The sequence below is a fragment of the Pseudomonas sp. ESBL9 genome, assembly GCF_036668715.1.
GTDB classification, from domain to species: domain Bacteria; phylum Pseudomonadota; class Gammaproteobacteria; order Pseudomonadales; family Pseudomonadaceae; genus Aquipseudomonas; species Aquipseudomonas lundensis.
In genome coordinates this window covers 418,816-439,021 of the sequence record NZ_JAZEVV010000005.1, presented here as the reverse complement: position 1 = coordinate 439,021, position 20,206 = coordinate 418,816, and the positions used below count along the sequence as shown (strand labels likewise).

The following is a 20,206-nucleotide window of genomic DNA, read 5'->3' as shown; positions in this document are numbered from 1 at the left end:
GGCAGGGGTTAGCCCGCGTCAGTCCTGCACGTGCAAGGCGAACGATTCGTAGGGCCGTAACGTGATGCGCCGCGTTCGCTGCGGGCAGTCGTCGTAGTTACTGATGAGCACACGCTGTTGCCGGTGCTGGTCGATGACCTCAGCGGGCAATTCGACATCGCAGGGCGTGCCGTAAAAGTTGTTGAGCACCAGCAATCGCTCGTTATCGCCCTGACGCAGGTAGGCCCAGACACGTGGGTGGTCCAGCAGCAACGGGCGATATTCGCCGTGTTGCAGTAACGGCTCGGCACGGCGCAAGGCGATCAGGCGGCGGTAGTGGTGCAGCACCGACGACGGGTCGTGGCGCTGGTCTTCGACGGTGATGCGAGTGGCGTTGTCCGGCAGGTCTATCCAGGGTTTCGCGGTGCTGAAACCTGCATTCGGCTGGTGGTTCCATTGCATCGGCGTACGGCCGTTGTCCCGCGACTTTTGCATGATCGCGGCCATGCACCCGGCATGGGGTTCGCCTGCGTCGCGCTTGAGGCGGTAAATGTTCAGGGTTTCGACGTCGCGGTACTGCTTGATGTGCTCGAAGCCGGGGTTGGTCATGCCGAGCTCTTCCCCCTGATAGACAAAGGGTGTGCCTTGCAGGCCATGCAGGGCGGTGGCCAGCATTTTGGCCGACAGCACGCGGTGTTCGCCGTCATCGCCAAAGCGCGAAACGGCGCGCGGCTGATCGTGGTTACACCAGAACAGCGCATTCCAGCCGCCACCGGCCTGCATGCCCTGCTGCCACTCGCTGAGGATGCGTTTGAGCGCGAGGAAGTCGACGTCGGCGCGCACCCACTTTTGCTGGTTCGGGTAGTCCACCTTCAAGTGATGAAAGTTGAAGGTCATCGACAGCTCGCGGCGCTGCGGGTCGGAATAACGGATGCAGTGTTCAAGGGAGGTCGAGGACATCTCGCCGACATTGAGCAGGTCGTGCCCGGCGAAGACTTCGCGGTGCATCTCTTGCAGGTACTCATGCACCCGCGGGCCATCGGTGTAAAAACGCCGTCCGTCACTGTCATCCTGGGCAAAGTCCGCGGGCTTGGAGATCAGGTTGATGACATCCAGACGGAAACCGCCCACGCCTTTGTCGCGCCAGAAGCGCATCAACGTGTAAACCTCGGCGCGGACCTTGGGGTTGTCCCAATTGAGGTCGGCCTGGGTGTGGTCAAACAGGTGCAGGTAGTACTGGCCGGTTTGCGCCTCGTACTCCCACGCCGACCCGCCAAACTTGGAATGCCAGTTGTTTGGCTGGTCGCGCCAGATGTAAAAGTCTCGGTACGGGTTGTCGAGGCTGCTGCGGGCCTGCTGGAACCAGGGGTGCTCGATGGAGGTGTGGTTGACCACAATGTCGAGCATCAGCTTGATGCCCCTGGCACGGGCTTCGAGGATCAGCAGCTCGCAATCGGCCATGCTGCCGTAGCTCGGGTCAATGGCGTAGTAGTCGCTGATGTCATAGCCGTTGTCGCGCTGGGGCGAGCGCAGAAACGGCGTCAGCCACAGGTAATCCACCCCCAGCCATTGCAGGTAGTCGAGCTTGTCGACCACCCCCAGCAAATCGCCGGTCGCGTTGCCGGCATGGCTATGAAAACTCTTGGGGTAGACCTGATAGATCACCGAACGCTGCCAATCGTGCATGGGGGGAAGTTCCTTGTGTTGCCTTGGGTTATCGCGGTTGCGCTTTTCAGGAGGGGCAGCCTGCCGCCGCCCCTCAAGTGAGGGTTCAGGCCACGCGGTAACCGGGGCGGATGATTTTCATGCTCAGCACACACGTCAGGGCAAACGGCACGACGATGGCCACCAGCATCCCGATGACAAACATCGGGATGTGCCCGGGGGTGATCGAGATAAAACCGGGCAACCCGCCGACACCGATCGCCGAGGCCTGCACCTGATTGAGCGACAGGAAAATACTGCCCAGTGCCGACCCGGTGAGCGCCGCATAAAACGGGAATTTGTAGCGCAGGTTGATGCCGAACATCGCCGGTTCGGTGATGCCGAAATAGGCGGAAATTGCTGAGGTTGACGCCATGCTGCGCTCGCGCAGGTTGCGGCTCATGTAGAACACCCCGAGCGCGGCACTGCCTTGGGCCAGGTTGGACATCACAATCATCGGCCAGATAAAGGTGCCGCCCTGCGTGGAGATCAACTGCAAATCGACCGCGAGGAACATGTGGTGCATGCCGGTAATCACCATCGGCGCATACAGCACACCAAAGATCAGGCCGCCGATCACGGGCGCCAGGTCAAACAGCATCACCAGGCCCTGGGTAATCAGAATCCCCAGATGCCGGGTGACCGGGCCAATCACGGCCAGCGCCAGCACCCCGGTGATGACAATCGTGGTAATGGGCACCACCAGCAGTTGAATGGCATTGGGCACCCGCGCGCGCAGCCATTTCTCGATCATGCTCATCACGTAGGCAGCCAGCAGAATCGGCAGGATTTGCCCCTGATAGCCGACCTTTTCAATCTGGAACACGCCAAAGATGTCGAAGTACGGCAGGCTCTGGCCCTCCAGCCCCGCCACCGCCTTGCCGTAGTTCCAGGCATTGAGCAGGTCGGGGTGCACCAGCATCAGGCCCAGCACGATGCCGAGGATTTCACTGCCGCCAAAGCGCTTGGCCGCTGACCAGCCGACCAGCGCGGGCAGGAACACAAACGAGGTATTGGCCATCAGGTTGATCAGGCTCCACAGCCCGTCCAGCGAGGGATAAGCGTCGAGCAGGGTTTTGTCGGCAATGAACATGCCTTTGGCGCCGATCAGGTTGTTAATGCCCAACAACAGGCCCGCAATGATGAGCGCTGGCAGAATCGGCATGAACACATCCGAAAACACCCGCACCAGGCGCTGCAAGCCATTGCCCTTGTCGGCACCCTGCTGTTTGACGTCTGCGAGCGTCGAGGCCGCCAACCCGGTTTGCTCACGCAAGGCGGCGTAGACCTTCTCGACATCGCCGGGGCCGATCACCACCTGAAACAGCCCGCCGTTGAAAAAGGAACCTTTGACCAGATCGATCTGATTGAGGGTCGCGCTGTCGACCCGGTTTACATCGTTGAGGGCCAGGCGCAGACGCGTGACGCAATGCGCAGCCTGTTCGATGTTGTCGGCACCACCGAGGCTGGTGATCAGCTCGCTGGCGATGGAAGAGTAATCGTGGCTCATGCCGGATCTCCTGCCTGGAATTATTGTTATGGGGCGTCGTTGAGGCAGCACGCTGAAACGAAAAATACTCGTCTGCACCAGTTAAATCAACAACTGGTACAGACGAGTTAAAGTATTGTATGTTTCGCTCGCCAGCACAGGACCGGGACTGAAAGACAAATCTGAAGACTGCGTGTGATGGCTCCCAATCTTTTATGGGACTTGCGCTACCTGAACCCTGCACTTAAGGTTCGGGCCCAGAGCACCCATCGGCATCGAGCCCTCGCCATGACCAAATACAACCAGATCTACAGCGATCTGCTTGCCAGCATCACCAGCGAGCGCCTGCAACACGGCGCCCGCCTGCCCTCGGAAGCTGAATTGATGGCCACCTACGAGGCCAGCCGCGGCACGGTGCGCAAAGCAATTGAGCAACTGCAGGAACGCGGTTTTGCGCACAAGGTGCATGGCAAAGGGACGTTTGTGCTGTCCACCCACCCGATTGAGTTTCAACTGGGCGGCATCGTCAGCTTTCAAGAAACCTGGCCGCGGCTGGGTGAAAACGTCAGCACCGACGTGGTCGAATTCAGCCAGATTGCCCTTGAAGGCGCGCTGCACGCGCACATTGATGCCGAGGCTGGCAGTTCGATCACCCGCATCAAACGGGTCAGGCGCATCGATGGCAAACGCGTGATTCTGGACATCAACCACTTCGTGACCGACCTGATCCCGGGGTTGGACGAAGGCATCGCCCAGCACTCGATTTATGCCTACATCGAACAGCACCTGAAGCTGCAAATCAGCTACGCCCAGCGCACCATCGAAGCCGTGCCGCGCAGCCAAGACGATCAGCAACACCTGGACATGGACGGCCAAAGCCATGTGATCGTGGTCAGCAACCAAACGTTTTTGCAGGACGGACGGCAGTTTGAGTACACCGAATCGCGGCACACGCTGGACAAGTTTTACTTTTCCGATGTGGCACGGCGCTAGGTTCACTGGTTACGCGCAGCCTTGCGCTCGTCAGTGACCGCCACCCCGGTTAGCCGCACGGTGACAAAGCGCAGAAACAAAAAAGGCGGTCAACACTCAGTGTTGACCGCCTTTTTCACATCGAACCGGTTAACCGGCCAGGCTTATTCCCACTCAATCGTTGCCGGCGGCTTGCTCGACACGTCGTAGGTAACACGGGAGATGCCTTCGATTTCGTTGATGATGCGACCGCTCACGGTTTCCAGCAGTTCGTAAGGCAGGTGTGCCCAACGCGCAGTCATGAAGTCGATGGTTTCTACGGCACGCAGGGCAACAACCCAGGCGTAACGACGGCCGTCACCGACCACACCCACCGATTTGACCGGCTGGAACACCACGAACGCTTGGCTGACTTTGTGATACCAGTCGGCCTTGCGCAGCTCTTCGATGAAGATGTGGTCAGCACGACGCAGGATGTCGGCGTATTCCTTTTTCACTTCACCCAGGATGCGCACGCCCAGGCCCGGGCCCGGGAACGGGTGACGGTAGACCATGTCGTACGGCAGGCCCAGTTCCAGCCCCAGACGACGAACTTCGTCCTTGAACAGCTCGCGCAGCGGTTCAACCAGCTTGAGGTTCATTTCTTCCGGCAGGCCGCCCACGTTGTGGTGCGACTTGATGACGTGCGCCTTGCCGCTTTTGGCGCCAGCCGATTCGATCACGTCCGGGTAGATGGTGCCTTGGGCCAGGTACTTGATGTTGTCCAGCTTGCAGGATTCGGCATCGAACACGTCGATGAAGGTACGGCCGATGATCTTGCGCTTTTTCTCAGGGTCGGATTCGCCCGCCAGGTTGTTGAGGAACTGGTCCTCAGCGTTGGCGCGAATCACTTTGACGCCCATGTTCTCGGCGAACATGGCCATCACTTGCTCGCCTTCGTGCAGGCGCAGCAGGCCGTTGTCGACGAACACGCAAGTCAGCTGGTCGCCAATGGCCTTGTGCAGCAGGGCCGCCACGACCGAGGAGTCCACGCCGCCCGACAGACCGAGCAACACGTTGTCGGTGCCGACCTGGGCGCGGATGTTGGCGATTGCGTCTTCAGCGATCTTCGACGGCGTCCACAGGGCTTCACAGCCGCAGATGTCGAGGATGAAGCGCGACAGGATGCGGCCGCCCTGTTTGGTGTGGGTCACTTCCGGGTGGAACTGAACGCCGTAGTAGCCGCGTTCGTCGTTGAACATACCGGCAATCGGGCAGCTCGGGGTGCTGGCCAGAATGTGGAAGTCAGACGGCATTTTGGTGACTTTGTCACCGTGGCTCATCCAGACGTCCAGGCCGAACAGGCCGTCGGAGTCGATATGGTCTTCGATGCCGTCGAGCAGGCGGCTTTTGCCGACCACGTCTACGCGGGCATAACCGAACTCACGCAGCTCGGAACCTTCAACCTTGCCGCCCAGTTGCTCGGCCATGGTCTGCATGCCGTAGCAAATGCCGAAGACCGGTACGCCCAGATCGAAAACGGCCTGTGGCGCGCGCGGGCTGTTGGCTTCGTGAACCGACTCCGGGCCGCCTGCCAGGATGATGCCTTTAGGGGCGAATTCGCGGATCGCGGCGTCGTCCATGTCGAACGGGTGCAGTTCGCAGTAGACACCGATCTCGCGCACGCGGCGGGCGATCAGCTGGGTGTACTGGGAACCGAAGTCCAGGATCAGGATGCGGTGAGCGTGAATGTCGAGGGCCATGACAAAATCTCGATTAATTTCAGAAACGACACGGGGCTGAATCAAACAGCCCCGGTTACTTAATTCGCATCGCACCCGGCATTGGCCTGGGTGCGATTACTATCAACCTACGCGATAGTTTGGCGCTTCCTTGGTGATCTGCACGTCGTGGACGTGAGATTCAGCCATGCCGGCACCGGTGATACGCACGAACTCTGGCTGGGTACGCATTTGTTCGATGTCGGCGCTGCCGGTGTAACCCATCGAAGAACGCAGACCGCCCATCAGTTGGTGAATGATCGCTGTCAGCGAGCCTTTGTACGGCACGCGACCTTCGATGCCTTCGGGCACCAGCTTCTCGGCACCTGCGGAGGAGTCCTGGAAGTAACGGTCGGAGGAACCCTGGGACTGCGACATCGCACCCAGCGAACCCATGCCGCGATAGGCCTTGTAGGAACGCCCCTGGAACAGCTCGATTTCGCCCGGTGCTTCTTCAGTACCGGCAAACATCGACCCCATCATCACGCAGGACGCACCGGCCACGATGGCCTTGGACAGGTCACCGGAGAAACGGATGCCGCCGTCAGCGATCAGGGGAACGCCAGTGCCTTCAAGGGCAGCGGCCACATTGGCAATCGCGCTGATTTGCGGAACGCCCACACCGGCCACGATACGGGTGGTGCAGATCGAGCCCGGGCCGATACCGACCTTGACGGCGTCCGCGCCCGCTTCAGCCAGCGCCAGTGCCGCTGCGCCGGTGGCAATGTTGCCGCCAATGACTTGCACGTCAGGGAAGTTCTGCTTGACCCAACGCACGCGGTCGATCACGCCTTTGGAGTGACCATGCGCGGTGTCGACTACGACAACGTCAACGCCGGCAGCAACCAGGGCTGCAACGCGATCAGCGGTGTCTTTGCCGGTGCCGACCGCAGCGCCCACGCGCAGACGACCTTGGTCGTCCTTGCTGGCCAACGGGTAGGCCTTGGCTTTTTCGATGTCGTTGACGGTCATCATGCCTTTGAGGGCAAATTTGTCGTCAACGATCAGAACGCGCTCGATGCGGTGTTTGTGCAACAGCTCGCGGGCTTCTTCTTTGTCGGCGCCCTCCTTGACGGTGACCAGACGCTCTTTGGGCGTCATCACATCGCGTACGGAGGCTTCCAGACGGTTTTCAAAGCGCACGTCACGGGAAGTCACGATGCCGACCAGGTCGCCATTTTGCAGGACCGGAACGCCGGAGATGTTGTGCTGGCGGGTCAGTTCGAGCAGTTCACGGACGGTGGCATCCGCTTCGATCGTGATGGGCTCTTTGACCACACCGGCTTCGAAACGCTTGACCTTGCGGACTTCGTGAGCTTGCTGCTCGATGGTCATGTTCTTGTGGATGATACCGATACCGCCTTCCTGAGCCATGGCAATTGCCAGACGGGCTTCAGTTACGGTGTCCATTGCGGCGGAAACCAGCGGAATATTCAGTTCAATGCCACGGGTCAAACGAGTCTTGAGGCTGACTTCGTTCGGGAGAACCTCGGAATAACCGGGGACGAGAAGGATGTCATCGAAAGTGAGTGCTTCTTGGCTGATACGCAGCATCGCTGGGGCTCCCGAGCGGGAAAATGGAAGCGCGCCATTGTACTTAAAACACCTGTGCGGCTCAACGGAAACCTTTAGAGAGTTTTGCGCTAAGGGTCAATGATTTGCTGACTCTCAAGGCAGAAAAAATGCCCCGGCGCTGGCGCACGCGTTAAAGCTCCACCCTCACCCACGCCACGGGTTGATCCAGCCAGTCGGCAAACTCGTCCAGGAAGCTCTGTTTGAAACCCGCCTCGGCCCAATTATTGAAGATGAACCCCAGATTGGAGAACGCACAGGGCTGCAAGAACAGGAAACCATTGATGTCATCTTCATGGCCGCACAACGGGCACGTGAAGTTGTCGGTGCGCCCCGGCATCCAGTCTTCAAGGCTTTCGAACAGGGCCTCACCGACTTCCTTGCGACACTCGGCGCATCCGGCTTCTTCAAGAAACCCCTTGGCCGGGGTGTAGATGCAGCGCTTGGTAATGATTTCCAGACCATTGACCGGTTCACCGAACGGCAGCGCCTCGGGGTGCAGCACGACCTCGGCAGCGCCTGGCGCGATGGCATGGGCCATGCCGTTGCCGGTGCGACCGCAGGTGGTCAGGGCTTCTTCAATGATATTTTTGCGCACTAACCAGCGCACGATGGCGCGGGCGCGCGGCTCATGAACCGGCAAGGTGGAGATTTTGGGGACGATGATGCTTTGCGAATTCATGAAAAACGACACGTATAAAAAGAGAACAAAGCCAAAGGTGTAAACACTGGCGCAGACTGCAAGGGTTTCAGGGGGCGCAGCTTAAAGCCTGATCACCCGAGGTCAAGCGCTCAAGTAGCGCACGATCAGGGCAATGCCGCTGGCCAGCACCAGCCATGTCACCAGTCGCACAAAGGCCTCGCGGGACAATTTGCGCGTCAGTCGGCGTCCCGTCCATAACCCGAGTGCCATTGCCGGTAACAGACAGACGGCCAATAGCAGCAGCGCGCCATCGGCGTACACCCCGGCCATCACAAACAAGGTCAAGCGCACCACCGTGCTGCAACTGATCAACGCACTTTGCGTGGCCCGCGCCGCCTCTTTGGGCAAGCGTGCATTGAGGTACAGCGCATACAAAAAGCCGCCACTGCCAAACAGTGCACCAAACAACCCGCCGACCGTGCCGGCCGGAATCGCCCAACCGGCCGCCACCTGCCTTGGCCGTGCCTTCACGGCCAGGCTGTAGATCGCATAGGCGCTGATGAAAATCCCCATCATCAGCAGCAACACATCTGATTTGAGGTTCAGCAGAAACACCACACCGACCAGGCACCCCAGCGCCATGCAGGGCAGCAAGCGTAAGAGCTCGGCGCGTGCCACGTCGCGACGCGCGGGCAACCAATTCCCGAATGCCGCCACAAAATCGAGCAGCACCAGCAACGGGATGATTTTCGATAACGGCAGGCACAGGATCAACAGCGGGCCCGCCACCAGCGCGGTGCCGAACCCGGCCACGCCAAATACGATGTACGCCAGCGCGATGGCCAGCTCCAGCAACAACCACTCGCTCCCGGTGTAAGGCAGATCCATGGGGCAACTTCCTTGTTTTTAGTGCGCGGACTGTAACCAGATACGTGCAGTGATAACAATCCGCCCTTATGATGGCCGACATGATTAAAGACCCCTTTGCAAGACTCAATCTGGACCGCGAAGTCCTGACCGTCAGCCAGCTAAACGGCCGTGCCCGGGTGTTGCTCGAAGACGTGTTCAGCAACATCTGGGTCGAAGGCGAAATCTCCAACCTCGCTCGCCCGGCGTCCGGCCACGTGTATTTCACCCTCAAGGACAGCGGCGCCCAGGTGCGGTGCGCGCTGTTTCGCAACAACGCTGCCCGCGTACGCCAAGCCTTGAAAGATGGCCTGGCGGTCAAGGTGCGCGGCAAGGTGTCGTTATTCGAAGGCCGGGGCGATTACCAACTGATCCTCGATACCGTTGAGCCTGCGGGTGACGGCGCGCTGCGGATGGCCTTTGATGCGCTGAAAGAAAAGCTCAGCGCCGAAGGCCTGTTCAGCGCTGAACGCAAGGTCGCCCTGCCCGCCCACCCGCAGCGCATCGCAATTATCAGTTCGCCCACCGGCGCCGTGATACGCGACATCATCAGCGTATTTCGCCGACGCGCACCTCAGGTCGAGTTGACCCTGATTCCTACCGCCGTTCAGGGGCGCGAAGCCACTGCGCAAATCGTGCGTGCGTTGAAAATTGCCGATGCACGTGGCTTTGATGCGCTGATTCTGGCCCGTGGCGGGGGTTCGCTGGAGGACTTGTGGTGCTTCAACGAAGAGGCCGTCGCCCGCGCCATCGATGCCTGCGTCACCCCGATCGTGAGCGCTGTCGGTCACGAGACCGATGTCTCGATCAGTGACTTCGTGGCCGATGTGCGAGCGCCTACGCCGTCTGCCGCCGCCGAGTTGCTGGCCCCGGATTCCAGCGACTTGCAACACCGCATTGAAAGCCTGCACAGACGCCTGGTGATGCGTATACGTGACCGTTTGATGCGTGAGCGCCTGCGCCTTGACGGGCTCGCGCGTCGCTTGCGTCACCCCGGCGAGCGTCTGCGCCAGCAAGCACAGCGCCTGGATGACCTGGACATGCGCATGCGCCGCGCCTTTGAACGCAGCCTCAATACCCGTCGAGAGCGCCTGATTCGCCTGGAAACGCGCTTGGCCGGTCAACACCCCGGCCGCCAACTGGCCCTGCTGCGCCAGCGCCTCGACAGTCTGGCCGAGCGCTTGCCGCGCGCGATGCGCGAAGGCCTCAAGGCCCGTCGACTGCAGTTGCAAAGCCAGATGCAAACGCTGCACGTGGTCAGCCCGCTGGCCACCCTGGGACGCGGGTACAGCATCCTGCTCGACGAACGCGGTAACGCCATTCGCAGCGCCGGACAAACTCACAACGGCCAACGCCTGAAAGCCAAGCTGGGTGAAGGCGAACTCCATGTACGCGTCGAGGACAACCACCTCACGCCTGTCACCCTTTCATTACTGGATTGATCGATGCTGCGTTTCGCCTCTGCTCTTTTGTTGCTATGCCTGACCGTCAACGCGAACGCGGCTGACAGTTACATCACCCGCCTGCTCAACAAACCGGTGCCGGGCGGTGTGGCCGTGATTGAACTGGGCAGCGGCGTGCAAGCGCCCAAGGCCACCTATCAGGGCAAACCGGTGCTGGTGGTCAAGGAACAGGACACCTGGCGTGCCATCGTCGGTATTCCGTTAACGGTCAAACCCGGTACTCAATCCATCAGCGCAGGCGGCCGTGACCTGAATTTCACGGTTGGTCACAAAAAATACCCCGAACAGCGCATCACCCTGAAAAACCAGCGTCAGGTCAATCCGAACCCCGCTGACCTCAAACGCATCGACAACGAGCTGGCCATTCAGATTAAGGCCTACCGCACGTTCAGCCCCACGACGCCGAGCAACCTGTTGCTCGACAAACCGGTCAATGGACCGCTGTCGAGCAAGTTTGGCGTGCGGCGCTTCTTCAATGGCGAAGAGCGTAACCCGCACGCCGGTCTGGATTTTGCCGTGCCCGCAGGTACGCCAATCAAAACGCCCGCAGCAGGCAAGGTGATTTTGATCGGCAATTATTTCTTCAACGGCAATACGGTGTTTGTTGACCACGGCCAAGGGTTCATCAGCATGTTTTGTCACATGTCGAAGATTGACACCCAGGTCGGGCAGCAACTGGCACGGGGCGATGTGGTGGGCAGGGTCGGATCAACCGGCCGCGCTACCGGACCGCACATGCATTGGAATGTCAGCCTGAATGATGCGCGCGTCGACCCGGCGATTTTCATTGGCGCTTTCCAGCCGTAACATTTGCACCGAGCGCGCAGAGCACAAAACGCTGGCAGCACTCTTTGAAGCGCAATCAAAAGCAACAATAAAAGACGATTGCGCTATTTACCTTCGAAAACCATTCATTTACGAGCATTCCTCTCAAAGTTTTTTGGCCGCTTGCCATCCTTACTGCCAATGGTTAGGGTTGAGGCCATGAAAACCTCTCACACCCTCATTCTGCAACGTCAACATCGCAGCCTTTGCCTCGTCAGCGCACGACTGCAAAGCTGATTGCGGTGCCTCGCCCCTCTGCTTTGTATCTCCGGTTAGCCGCCTTTTTTCGGCTCGTACAATAAGGATTGCCTGATGACCATGCTCAAAAACCCGTCTTCCAAGTACCGCCCGTTCCCCGTCATTGATTTGCCTGACCGGACCTGGCCGTCGAAAACCATCACTCAAGCACCTATCTGGTGCAGCTCCGATCTGCGCGACGGCAACCAGTCGCTGATCGAACCGATGGATGCGGCGAAGAAGCTGCGCTTCTGGAAGACGCTGGTGAGCGTGGGTGTAAAGGAGATTGAGGCGTCGTTCCCGGCCGCTTCGCAAACCGATTTCGACTTTGTGCGCACCCTGATTGAAGACGGCCATATCCCGGATGACACGACCATTCAGGTCTTGACCCAGGGCCGCGAAGATTTGATCGCCCGCACGTTCGAGTCGCTTCGCGGTGCCAAAAAAGCCATCGTTCACTTGTACAACGCGACTTGCCCGGCCTTCCGCCGCATCGTGTTCAACCAGGACAAGGACGGCATCAAGGAAATCGCCGTCAGCGCAGCCAAGCTGTTCGTCAAATACGCGTCGCAACAGCCTGAAACCCAGTGGACATTCGAGTACTCGCCCGAGACGTTCAGCGCCACTGAGCTGGAATTTGCCAAAGAAGTGTGTGATGCCGTGATTGAGGTCTGGAACCCGACCCCTGAGCACAAGATGATCCTCAACCTGCCTGCCACGGTTGAGTGCGCCACGCCGAACATTTACGCCGACCAGATCGAGTGGTTCGGTCGCCATATCAACCGTCGTGACAGCGTGATCATCAGCCTGCACACCCACAATGACCGTGGCACCGGTGTGGCGGCCACCGAACTCGGCCTGATGGCGGGCGCCGACCGTGTCGAAGGTTGCCTGTTCGGCAACGGCGAGCGCACCGGTAACGTCGATCTGGTGACCGTGGCATTGAACATGTACACCCAGGGCCTGGACCCGCAACTGGACTTCTCGGACATCGACGGCGTGCGCAAAGTCGTCGAAGAGTGCAACCAGATTCCGGTTCACCCGCGCCACCCGTATGTGGGCGACCTGGTGCATACCGCCTTCTCCGGCTCGCACCAGGATGCCATCCGCAAAGGATTCGCTCAGCAGAAGCCAGACGCGTTGTGGGAAGTACCGTACTTGCCAATCGACCCGGCAGACATCGGTCGCAGCTACGAAGCCGTGATTCGCGTGAACAGCCAGTCCGGCAAAGGCGGCATTGCCTACTTGCTCGAGCAGGAATACGGCATCAGCTTGCCGCGCCGCATGCAGATCGAATTCAGTCAGGTGGTGCAACGTGAAACCGACCGTCTGGGCCTTGAGATGACGGCCCAGCAGATCCACAGCCTGTTGCACAGCGAATACCTGCAAGCCAACACGCCTTACGCGCTGGTGAGCCATCGCTTGCAAGAAGAGAACGGCCACAGTGCTGTCGACGTCGAGGTGTCTGCCAAGGGCGCGGGCGAAACCAACCTGCGCTGGAGCGGTAAAGGCAATGGCGCTTTGGAGGCACTGGTAGCAGGCTTGCCGGTCAAGGCCGAGATCATGGATTACAACGAGCATGCCATCGGTGCGGGCACCCACGCCAAAGCGGCGGCCTACATTGAATTGCGGGTCAACGGCGAGCGCGCCGTGCATGGCGTCGGCATCGATGAAAACATCACCACCGCCAGCTTCAAAGCCCTGTTCAGCGCACTGAACCGTGCCCTGAGCGAAGCCGAAGCAAAAGCCGCTTAACGCAGGTCAGCGACACAAAAGCCCCCATGGTGAAGGCCATGGGGGCTTTTTTTGCGCGCTACACCCTGAACGCCCTCACCGCCCGGTTGGACGGTGCGCCATCAGACTTGCAGTTCAAACGCATCGGCATCCAGATCCGCCGGAAATCGCTCACGGTAAGCGGCCAGTTCACCGGCGTTCAAGCTGACCTGGAACACGCCATCCGCCTCACCTGCGCTGAGCAGTGACTCGCCCTGAAAATCGAGAATATGGCTGTCACCCGTGTACATCAGTCCCTTGCCATCGGCTCCGACCCGGTTTACGGCGGCGACATAACACAGGTTTTCAATGGCCCGGGCAGGCAGCAGGCGATTCCAGTGCAGACGCCGCGCGCCCGGCCAGTTGGCGGTGTAAAGCAACAAATCGGTGTCATGGGGATCGCAACTCCAGACCGGGAAGCGCAGGTCGTAACAGATCAATGGCCTGATGCGCCAGCCCTTCACTTCGAACTGAACCTGACGTTCACCGGGGGTGAAGTGTTCGTGCTCGCCTGCCATACGGAACAAGTGACGTTTGTCATAGTGCTGCACGACACCGTCCGGGCGGGCCCATAACAGCCGATTACGATGGCTACCATCCGCCGCTTCAATGATGATGCTGCCTGTCACAACGGCATCGAGTTTTTTGGCTTGCTCGCGCAACCACGTGGTGGTCGGGCCATTTTCTGCTTCAGCCAGGGCTTTGGAGTCCATGCTGAAACCGGTGGTGAACATTTCAGGCAGTACCACCAGATCCGCGCCCGCGGCCTGCTGCAGCAGGTCGTCGAAATGATCGAAATTGGCCTGACGGTCATGCCAGGCCAGGGTGGTCTGAACCAGCGCTACAGTTAAATCGGGTAAACCACTTAGATCACGCATAGTTTTTCTGCTGCTTCACGCAGCGTCTCCTCGCGTTTTGCAAAACATAGGCGAACCAGCCGCTGCCCTTCGGGCGGGGTCTGGTAGAACACCGAAACCGGAATCGTCGCCACGCCATGTTCGCGGGTCAGCCACATGGCCATGTCGACATCATTAAGGTCCGGACGAATAAGGGAGTAATCAACCAACTGAAAGTAAGTCCCCGCCACCGGCTTGAAGGTAAAGCGCGATGGGCTTAACAAATCACAAAACAGGTCGCGCTTGGCCTGATAAAAAGCAGGCAGTTCTTCGACGTGCTGCGGGCAAGCGGCCATAAAATCGGCCAGCGCATATTGCAGCGGCGTCACCCCACAAAAACTGACGTATTGGTGCACTTTACGCAGCTCTGACGTCAGGGCGGGCGGCGCGACCACATACCCGGTTTTCCAGCCGGTTACGTGGTAGGTCTTGCCGAAAGAACTGACAACGAATGCGCGATGGTACAACTCGGGATGTGACAAAACACTGACGTGGGGCACCCCGTCGAACACCAAATGTTCGTACACCTCATCGCTGATGAGGTAGATGTCACGGTGTTCGATCAGTTTTGCCAACTGGTCCAGCTCCCCGCGGCTGATCAGCGCCCCGCTCGGGTTGTGGGGGCTGTTGAGGATAATCATGCGCGTACGTGGGCCAATGGCCTCACTGAGTTTTTGCCAGTCGATGGAGAAATCATCCAGTGCCAGCGGCACGTGAACGCAACGGCCACCGGCCAGCTCTACGGAAGGCTCGTAACTGTCGTAACAGGGGTCAAACACGATGACTTCATCACCAGGGTGAATAACAGCCTGAATGGCACAGAAAATGGCCTGAGTCGCACCCGGCGTGATGGTCACTTCAGCGTCCGCATCGACCGTTACGCCATAGCTGCGGCTTATTTTGGCGGCCACTTGCTGACGTAGCGCGGGCAAGCCGGTCATCGGGGCGTATTGGTTGTGACCACTGGCAATGTGTTGACCGACAGCATCACGCAAGGCTTGCGGGCCATCAAAGTCAGGGAACCCCTGAGACAAGTTGAGGGCGCCGGTTTCAGTCGCGAGCTGCGACATGCGCGTGAAGATGGTGGTGCCGACGTTCGGCAACTTGCTGGTGATCATGGCCGTTCCCTGTTGAGTTCCCGGCACTGACTGCGGCACAGGACCCACGGAGGATAGCCCAAACACCAGACACGAAAAAGGGCCCGTCAGGACCCTTTCTCATTACGCATGGAGGTTGCGCGATCAGCGCTTGTCTTTGCGTTTTTTCTCGGCTTTCTTGTGGTGCGACATCATGCGGCGCTTCTTGTTGACCTGACGGTCGGTCAACGAGTTTTTGTTCGCCTCGTACGGGTTCTCACCCCCTTTGAACTCGATGCGGATCGGCGTACCGACCAGCTTCAAGACACGACGGTAGGTGTTTTCGAGGTAACGGACATAAGACTTCGGCACCTTCTCAACCTGGTTACCGTGAATCACGATAATCGGCGGGTTGGCACCACCCAAGTGGGCATAACGCAGCTTGATGCGACGGTTGTTGACCATCGGCGGTGCGTGCTCGCCCACGGCATCTTCAAGGATCTGGGTCAGGCGATTCGTTGGCCAGCGGGTCACCGCCGACTTGAAGGAGTTCTGTACCGACTGGTACAGGTTACCCACGCCCGTGCCGTGCAGCGCCGAGATGAAGTGGATGTCGGCAAAGTCAACGAAGAACAAGCGGCGTTGCAGCTCGGTCTTGACGTAGTCGCGCTCGCTCGGGGTCATGCCGTCCCACTTGTTGATCGCGATGACCAGAGCCCGACCGGCCTCCAGCGCAAAGCCCAACAGGTTCAGGTCGTGATCCACAACGCCTTCGCGCGCGTCCATGACAAAGATCACCACGTTGGCGTCTTTGATCGCTTGCAGGGTTTTGACCACGGAGAATTTTTCGACTTCTTCGTGGATCTTGCCGCGCTTGCGCACACCGGCCGTGTCGATCAGCGTGTACTTCTCGTCGTTACGCTCAAACGGGATGTAAATGCTGTCACGGGTCGTGCCGGGCTGGTCGTACACGATAACCCGGTCTTCACCGAGCATACGGTTGACCAGTGTCGATTTGCCGACGTTCGGACGACCGATGATCGCGATCTTGATGCCGTCTTTCTCGCCCGGCCCAGGAATGCGCTTGGCTTCCTCGCCTTCAAGAACGATTTCCGGTTCGCCTTCTTCGGCATCGTCTTCGTCACGCGGGAACGAGGACAACGCCACTTCGAGCAACTGCGAGATACCGCGGCCGTGGGCACCGGCGATCGGAATCGCGTCGCCCATGCCCAACGGTGCGAATTCTGCGCGAGCCATGTCCGGGTCGATGTTGTCGACCTTGTTGGCAACCACGTAGGAACGCTTGTTTCGTTTGCGCAGGTGTTCGCCGATCATCTGGTCAGCGGCAGTGAAACCCGCCTTGGCATCTACCAGGAACAGCACCACATCAGCTTCTTCGATGGCCAGCAGTGACTGCTCGGCCATCTTTTCGTCCATACCGTGCTCGTCACCGGAGATACCGCCGGTGTCGACCAGAATGTAGGAACGCCCTTGCCACTTGGCCTCACCGTATTGGCGATCACGGGTCAGACCGGACAAGTCGCCGACGATGGCGTCACGTGTCCTGGTCAGGCGGTTGAACAAGGTGGACTTGCCGACGTTTGGTCGGCCCACCAGGGCGATTACGGGAACCATGCGGCTCTCCACTTCGTTATTTCAGAAAATACAAAAGCCGCTGCAAGGCAGCGGCCAGAGTTCGGAACAGCACAAAAATGTGCCGCAAACCTTGCCAGAGCAAGGCTGCCCGAGGCCCTAGAGCCTCAAGCATAGACGCCTTAGCGAATGGTCAGGGCTTCCAGTTTGCCGCTGTTACCAAACACGTAAATCATGTCACCGACCACCAGCGGGCGTGCCCGCAGGCCATCGCTGTCAATGCGGGTACGGCCTACGAAACGACCATCAACCTGGCTCAACAGGTGCAGATAGCCTTCCATGTCGCCGACCGCTACATAGCTGGAGAAGACTTCCGGTGCCGACAGCTGACGGCGGGCCAGGGAATCGTTGCTCCACAGGGCGGTGGTCGAACGCTCGTCGACGCCTTCAACAGTGCCGGACGCCAGGCTGACGTAGACGCTGCCAAAACCTTGTGCGACACCGGCGTAGCTGGAAGCATCACGCTGCCACAGCACACGGCCGCTTTCCAGTTCCAGTGCCGCCATGCGGCCCTGGTAACTGGCAACGTACAGCGTGCCACCGGACAGCAGCAGGCCACCGTCGATGTCAACAATGCGCTCCAGTTCGGAACGGCCTTGCGGGATGGCAACACGCTGCTCCCAAACGGGCACGCCATTGCGAGTGTCCAGCGCCACCACTTTACCGGTGGAAAGACCTGCCACCGCCAAATGGTTGGTGACTACAGGAGCCCCCGTACCCCGCAGGGTCAGAACACCCGGCGTGCTGTCGTAGGTCCAGCGCTGGTCGCCGGTCGAGGCATCCAGGCCGATCAGGCGGTCGTCCTGGGTTTGAACCACCACCACGTCACCGTTGGTGGCAGGCGGAGCCAGGACTTCGCTGGTCACTCGGGAGCGCCACTTTTCTTCGCCAGAACTGGCGTCAAGCGCAACCACTTCACCTTGCAAGGTACCCAGCAGGACCAGACCGTAACCCGCGCCAACAGCGCCGGAAACAGGCAGTTCAAGGTCCTTTTTCCATTTGACGTCGCCGTTCATGCGGTCCAGCGCCATCACGACACCGGTCACATCGGCCGCGTACAGGGTATTACCTTCAACAGCTGGCACCAGCATGTTGTAGGTTTTGCCCTGGCCGTCGCCAATCGAGCGGCTCCACTGCTTTTGCAAAACGACTTCTTCTTTGAAGTCGGTCAGCGCGGCCGGTGGTAGTTCTTTTTTGCTGTTGCTGCTGCAACCCGCGGCCAAAATGGCCAGAGCCAGCAATGCTGCATGTTTCCAACGAATCACGTTACGCATCCCCTTTGGCCAGGTCGTCGAGCTTGATTTGTAAGCCGCCGACTGCCGCCTCATCCGAGAGCGCCGCCTTGGCTTTTTCGTAGGCTGCACGTGCGTCATCAGTGCGACCCTGCTGAACCAGCAGGTCACCCTTGAGCTCTTCACGGCTGGCCAGGAATGCTTTGTCCGAATCACCTTCAAGCAGCTTCAAGGCTTCATCAACCTTGTTCTGTGCAGCCAGAACCTGAGCAAGACGCTGACGCGCGACTTCGCCCAACGTGGCATTGGCAGGCTTGTCGACGATGATTTTCAGCTCATTGGCCGCGTCATCCAGCTTGCCGTTGTCAACCGCCACCTTGGCAACAAACAGACCGCCAAATTGCGCGTAGGCGCTACCGCTGTATTCGTTCTTCAGCTTGTTGGCCAGATCAGCGACTTGCGCGGCATCAGGCTGGCCGCTCGGCGTCAATGTGGTTTCAAGCAGTTGTTGGTAGAGAATCGACGCACCCTGCGACTGATTGCTCTGATATTTGTGCCAAGCCTGCCAGCCGAACACCACCACCAGCGCCAGCAAGCCGCCAGTGACCAGGGGTTTGCCGTTGCGCTGCCACCAGTCTTTCAACTCGCCCAGCTGATCATCATCGTTACTCGACACCCCAACACTCCTTATTCGATAAATCGGCTGTTTTTACAGCTTCAATCCTGCACGACGCAGGTGGCCAAGTGCTCTGAAAGAGCATCCCAGGCAATAGTTTGTTGTTCACCCTGGCCACGCAGGGGTTTGACGCCTACCACTTGCCGGGCCAATTCGTCGTCGCCCAGGATCAGCGCATACAGCGCGCCGCTCTTGTCGGCCTTCTTGAACTGGCTTTTGAAGCTGCCCGCACCGGCATTGACTTGCAGGCGCAGGTTCGGCAACTGATCGCGAACACGTTCGCTCAAGGCCAGTGCGGCCAGTTCAGCAGCTTCACCGAAGGCGCACAGGTACACATCGACCTGGCGCGAGATTTCTTCAGGGATTTGCTCAAGGGTTTCCAGCATCAGGATCAGACGCTCGATGCCCATGGCGAAGCCCACGCCGGAGGTCGGTTTGCCGCCCATTTGCTCAACCAGACCGTCATAACGCCCGCCGGCACAGACAGTGCCCTGGGCCCCGAGTTTGTCGGTGACCCACTCGAATACGGTCTTGCTGTAGTAATCAAGCCCGCGAACCAGCTTCGGGTTGATGACGTAAGGAATGCCCGCCGCGTCGAGACGCGCCTTGAGGCCCTCGAAGTGCACGCGGGACTCTTCGTCGAGGTAGTCCACCAGCTTCGGTGCGTCAACCAGAACGGCCTGTGTGTCAGCGTTCTTGGTGTCGAGAACACGCAGCGGGTTGGACTTGAGACGGCGCTGGCTGTCTTCGTCCAGTTCGCTCAGGCGCGAAGTCAGGTATTCAACCAGCGCGGCACGGTAGCGGGCACGGGCCTCGCTGGTGCCCAGGCTATTGAGTTCCAGTTTGACCGCGTCACGAATCCCCAGCTCGCCCCACAGGCGCCAGGTCAGCACGATCAACTCGGCATCGATGTCCGGACCGTCAAGGTTGAACACCTCGACGCCCACCTGGTGGAACTGGCGATAACGGCCTTTTTGAGGACGCTCGTGGCGAAACATCGGGCCGACGTACCACAGTTTTTGCACCTGACCGCCGCCGGTGATGCCGTGCTCAAGCACAGCACGCACACAGGCCGCAGTGCCTTCGGGACGCAGGGTCAGCGAATCGCCGTTGCGGTCTTCGAAGGTGTACATCTCTTTTTCGACAATGTCGGTCACTTCACCGATCGAACGCTTGAACAGCTCGGTGAACTCGACGATCGGCATGCGAATTTGCTTGTAACCGTAGTTATCCAGCAGACGCGCGACCTTGCCCTCAAAGAAACGCCACAGGGGCGTCTGCTCGGGCAGGATGTCGTTCATGCCACGAATGGCTTGCAGTGACTTGCTCACAGAAAATCCTTAATTCGTT

General features: G+C 59.4%; 16 protein-coding genes. 4 read left to right on the top strand and 12 right to left on the bottom strand.

The genetic code is table 11. From position 1 onward, the window contains the following. Positions 1-18: 18 nt before the first annotated feature. Positions 19-1,665 (bottom strand): alpha,alpha-phosphotrehalase, encoded by a 1,647-nt coding sequence (treC, locus tag V6F78_RS16950; protein ID WP_332727914.1) that lies wholly within the window; start codon positions 1,663-1,665, stop codon positions 19-21. Positions 1,666-1,750: 85 nt separating this feature from the next. Then, positions 1,751-3,193: a PTS system trehalose-specific EIIBC component gene (treP, locus tag V6F78_RS16945; RefSeq protein WP_332727912.1), complete on the bottom strand. Its 1,443-nt coding sequence runs from the start codon at positions 3,191-3,193 to the stop codon at positions 1,751-1,753. A 267-nt stretch (positions 3,194-3,460) separates the two neighbouring features. Between treP and treR the strand changes: the two genes are divergently transcribed. Then, positions 3,461-4,165, top strand: coding sequence for a trehalose operon repressor (gene treR / locus V6F78_RS16940; protein ID WP_047295429.1), 705 nt, complete (start codon positions 3,461-3,463; stop codon positions 4,163-4,165). Between the two features lie 143 nt (positions 4,166-4,308). On the opposite strand, the gene guaA is transcribed toward treR, so the two are convergent. The 4 genes from guaA to V6F78_RS16920 all read right to left on the bottom strand — a co-directional run bounded on the left by guaA (position 4,309) and on the right by V6F78_RS16920 (position 9,007). Then, positions 4,309-5,886 (bottom strand): glutamine-hydrolyzing GMP synthase, encoded by a 1,578-nt coding sequence (guaA, locus tag V6F78_RS16935; RefSeq protein WP_047273880.1) that lies wholly within the window; start codon positions 5,884-5,886, stop codon positions 4,309-4,311. 102 nt (positions 5,887-5,988) lie between these two features. Further along, complete coding sequence (gene guaB, locus V6F78_RS16930) at positions 5,989-7,458, bottom strand: IMP dehydrogenase (protein ID WP_047273879.1); 1,470 nt, start codon at positions 7,456-7,458, stop codon at positions 5,989-5,991. A 151-nt stretch (positions 7,459-7,609) separates the two neighbouring features. Then, entirely contained in the window at positions 7,610-8,158 is a 549-nt protein-coding gene (locus V6F78_RS16925) for a hypothetical protein (protein ID WP_047273877.1), read from the bottom strand. 102 nt (positions 8,159-8,260) lie between these two features. Next, the gene (locus tag V6F78_RS16920) at positions 8,261-9,007 is read right to left on the bottom strand and encodes a sulfite exporter TauE/SafE family protein (protein WP_048374539.1); all 747 of its coding nucleotides are present in this window, start codon (positions 9,005-9,007) and stop codon (positions 8,261-8,263) included. 80 nt (positions 9,008-9,087) lie between these two features. Here V6F78_RS16920 and xseA point away from each other — a divergent pair, with 80 nt between their 5' ends. The 3 genes from xseA (at position 9,088) to leuA (ending at position 13,305) form a co-directional block, all read left to right on the top strand. Continuing rightward, on the top strand, positions 9,088-10,467 hold the full coding sequence (xseA, locus tag V6F78_RS16915) for an exodeoxyribonuclease VII large subunit (RefSeq protein ID WP_095008715.1): 1,380 nt from the start codon (positions 9,088-9,090) through the stop codon (positions 10,465-10,467). 3 nt (positions 10,468-10,470) lie between these two features. After that, the gene (locus V6F78_RS16910) at positions 10,471-11,295 is read left to right on the top strand and encodes a M23 family metallopeptidase (protein WP_047295432.1); all 825 of its coding nucleotides are present in this window, start codon (positions 10,471-10,473) and stop codon (positions 11,293-11,295) included. Between the two features lie 330 nt (positions 11,296-11,625). Further along, positions 11,626-13,305, top strand: a complete 1,680-nt coding sequence (gene leuA / locus V6F78_RS16905) for a 2-isopropylmalate synthase (protein ID WP_047273871.1) — start codon at positions 11,626-11,628, stop codon at positions 13,303-13,305. Positions 13,306-13,406: 101 nt separating this feature from the next. Here leuA and V6F78_RS16900 read toward each other — a convergent pair whose 3' ends face one another. The 6 genes from V6F78_RS16900 to hisS all read right to left on the bottom strand — a co-directional run bounded on the left by V6F78_RS16900 (position 13,407) and on the right by hisS (position 20,187). Further along, complete coding sequence (locus V6F78_RS16900) at positions 13,407-14,201, bottom strand: amidohydrolase (protein WP_332727907.1); 795 nt, start codon at positions 14,199-14,201, stop codon at positions 13,407-13,409. Beyond that, on the bottom strand, positions 14,189-15,337 hold the full coding sequence (locus V6F78_RS16895) for a pyridoxal phosphate-dependent aminotransferase (protein WP_169838916.1): 1,149 nt from the start codon (positions 15,335-15,337) through the stop codon (positions 14,189-14,191). The genes V6F78_RS16900 and V6F78_RS16895 overlap by 13 nt, the downstream gene beginning before the upstream one ends. A gap of 123 nt (positions 15,338-15,460) precedes the next feature. Next, on the bottom strand, positions 15,461-16,930 hold the full coding sequence (der, locus tag V6F78_RS16890) for a ribosome biogenesis GTPase Der (RefSeq protein ID WP_047273868.1): 1,470 nt from the start codon (positions 16,928-16,930) through the stop codon (positions 15,461-15,463). A 140-nt stretch (positions 16,931-17,070) separates the two neighbouring features. Next, complete coding sequence (gene bamB, locus V6F78_RS16885) at positions 17,071-18,222, bottom strand: outer membrane protein assembly factor BamB (protein ID WP_047273865.1); 1,152 nt, start codon at positions 18,220-18,222, stop codon at positions 17,071-17,073. Next, positions 18,215-18,856 carry a tetratricopeptide repeat protein gene (locus V6F78_RS16880; RefSeq protein ID WP_047295434.1) on the bottom strand — a complete coding sequence of 214 codons (642 nt, stop codon included), beginning with the start codon at positions 18,854-18,856 and terminating at the stop codon, positions 18,215-18,217. Before V6F78_RS16880 ends, bamB begins: the two co-directional genes overlap by 8 nt. 41 nt (positions 18,857-18,897) lie before the next feature. Further along, positions 18,898-20,187: a histidine--tRNA ligase gene (gene hisS / locus V6F78_RS16875; RefSeq protein ID WP_047295436.1), complete on the bottom strand. Its 1,290-nt coding sequence runs from the start codon at positions 20,185-20,187 to the stop codon at positions 18,898-18,900. Positions 20,188-20,206 lie beyond the last annotated feature (19 nt).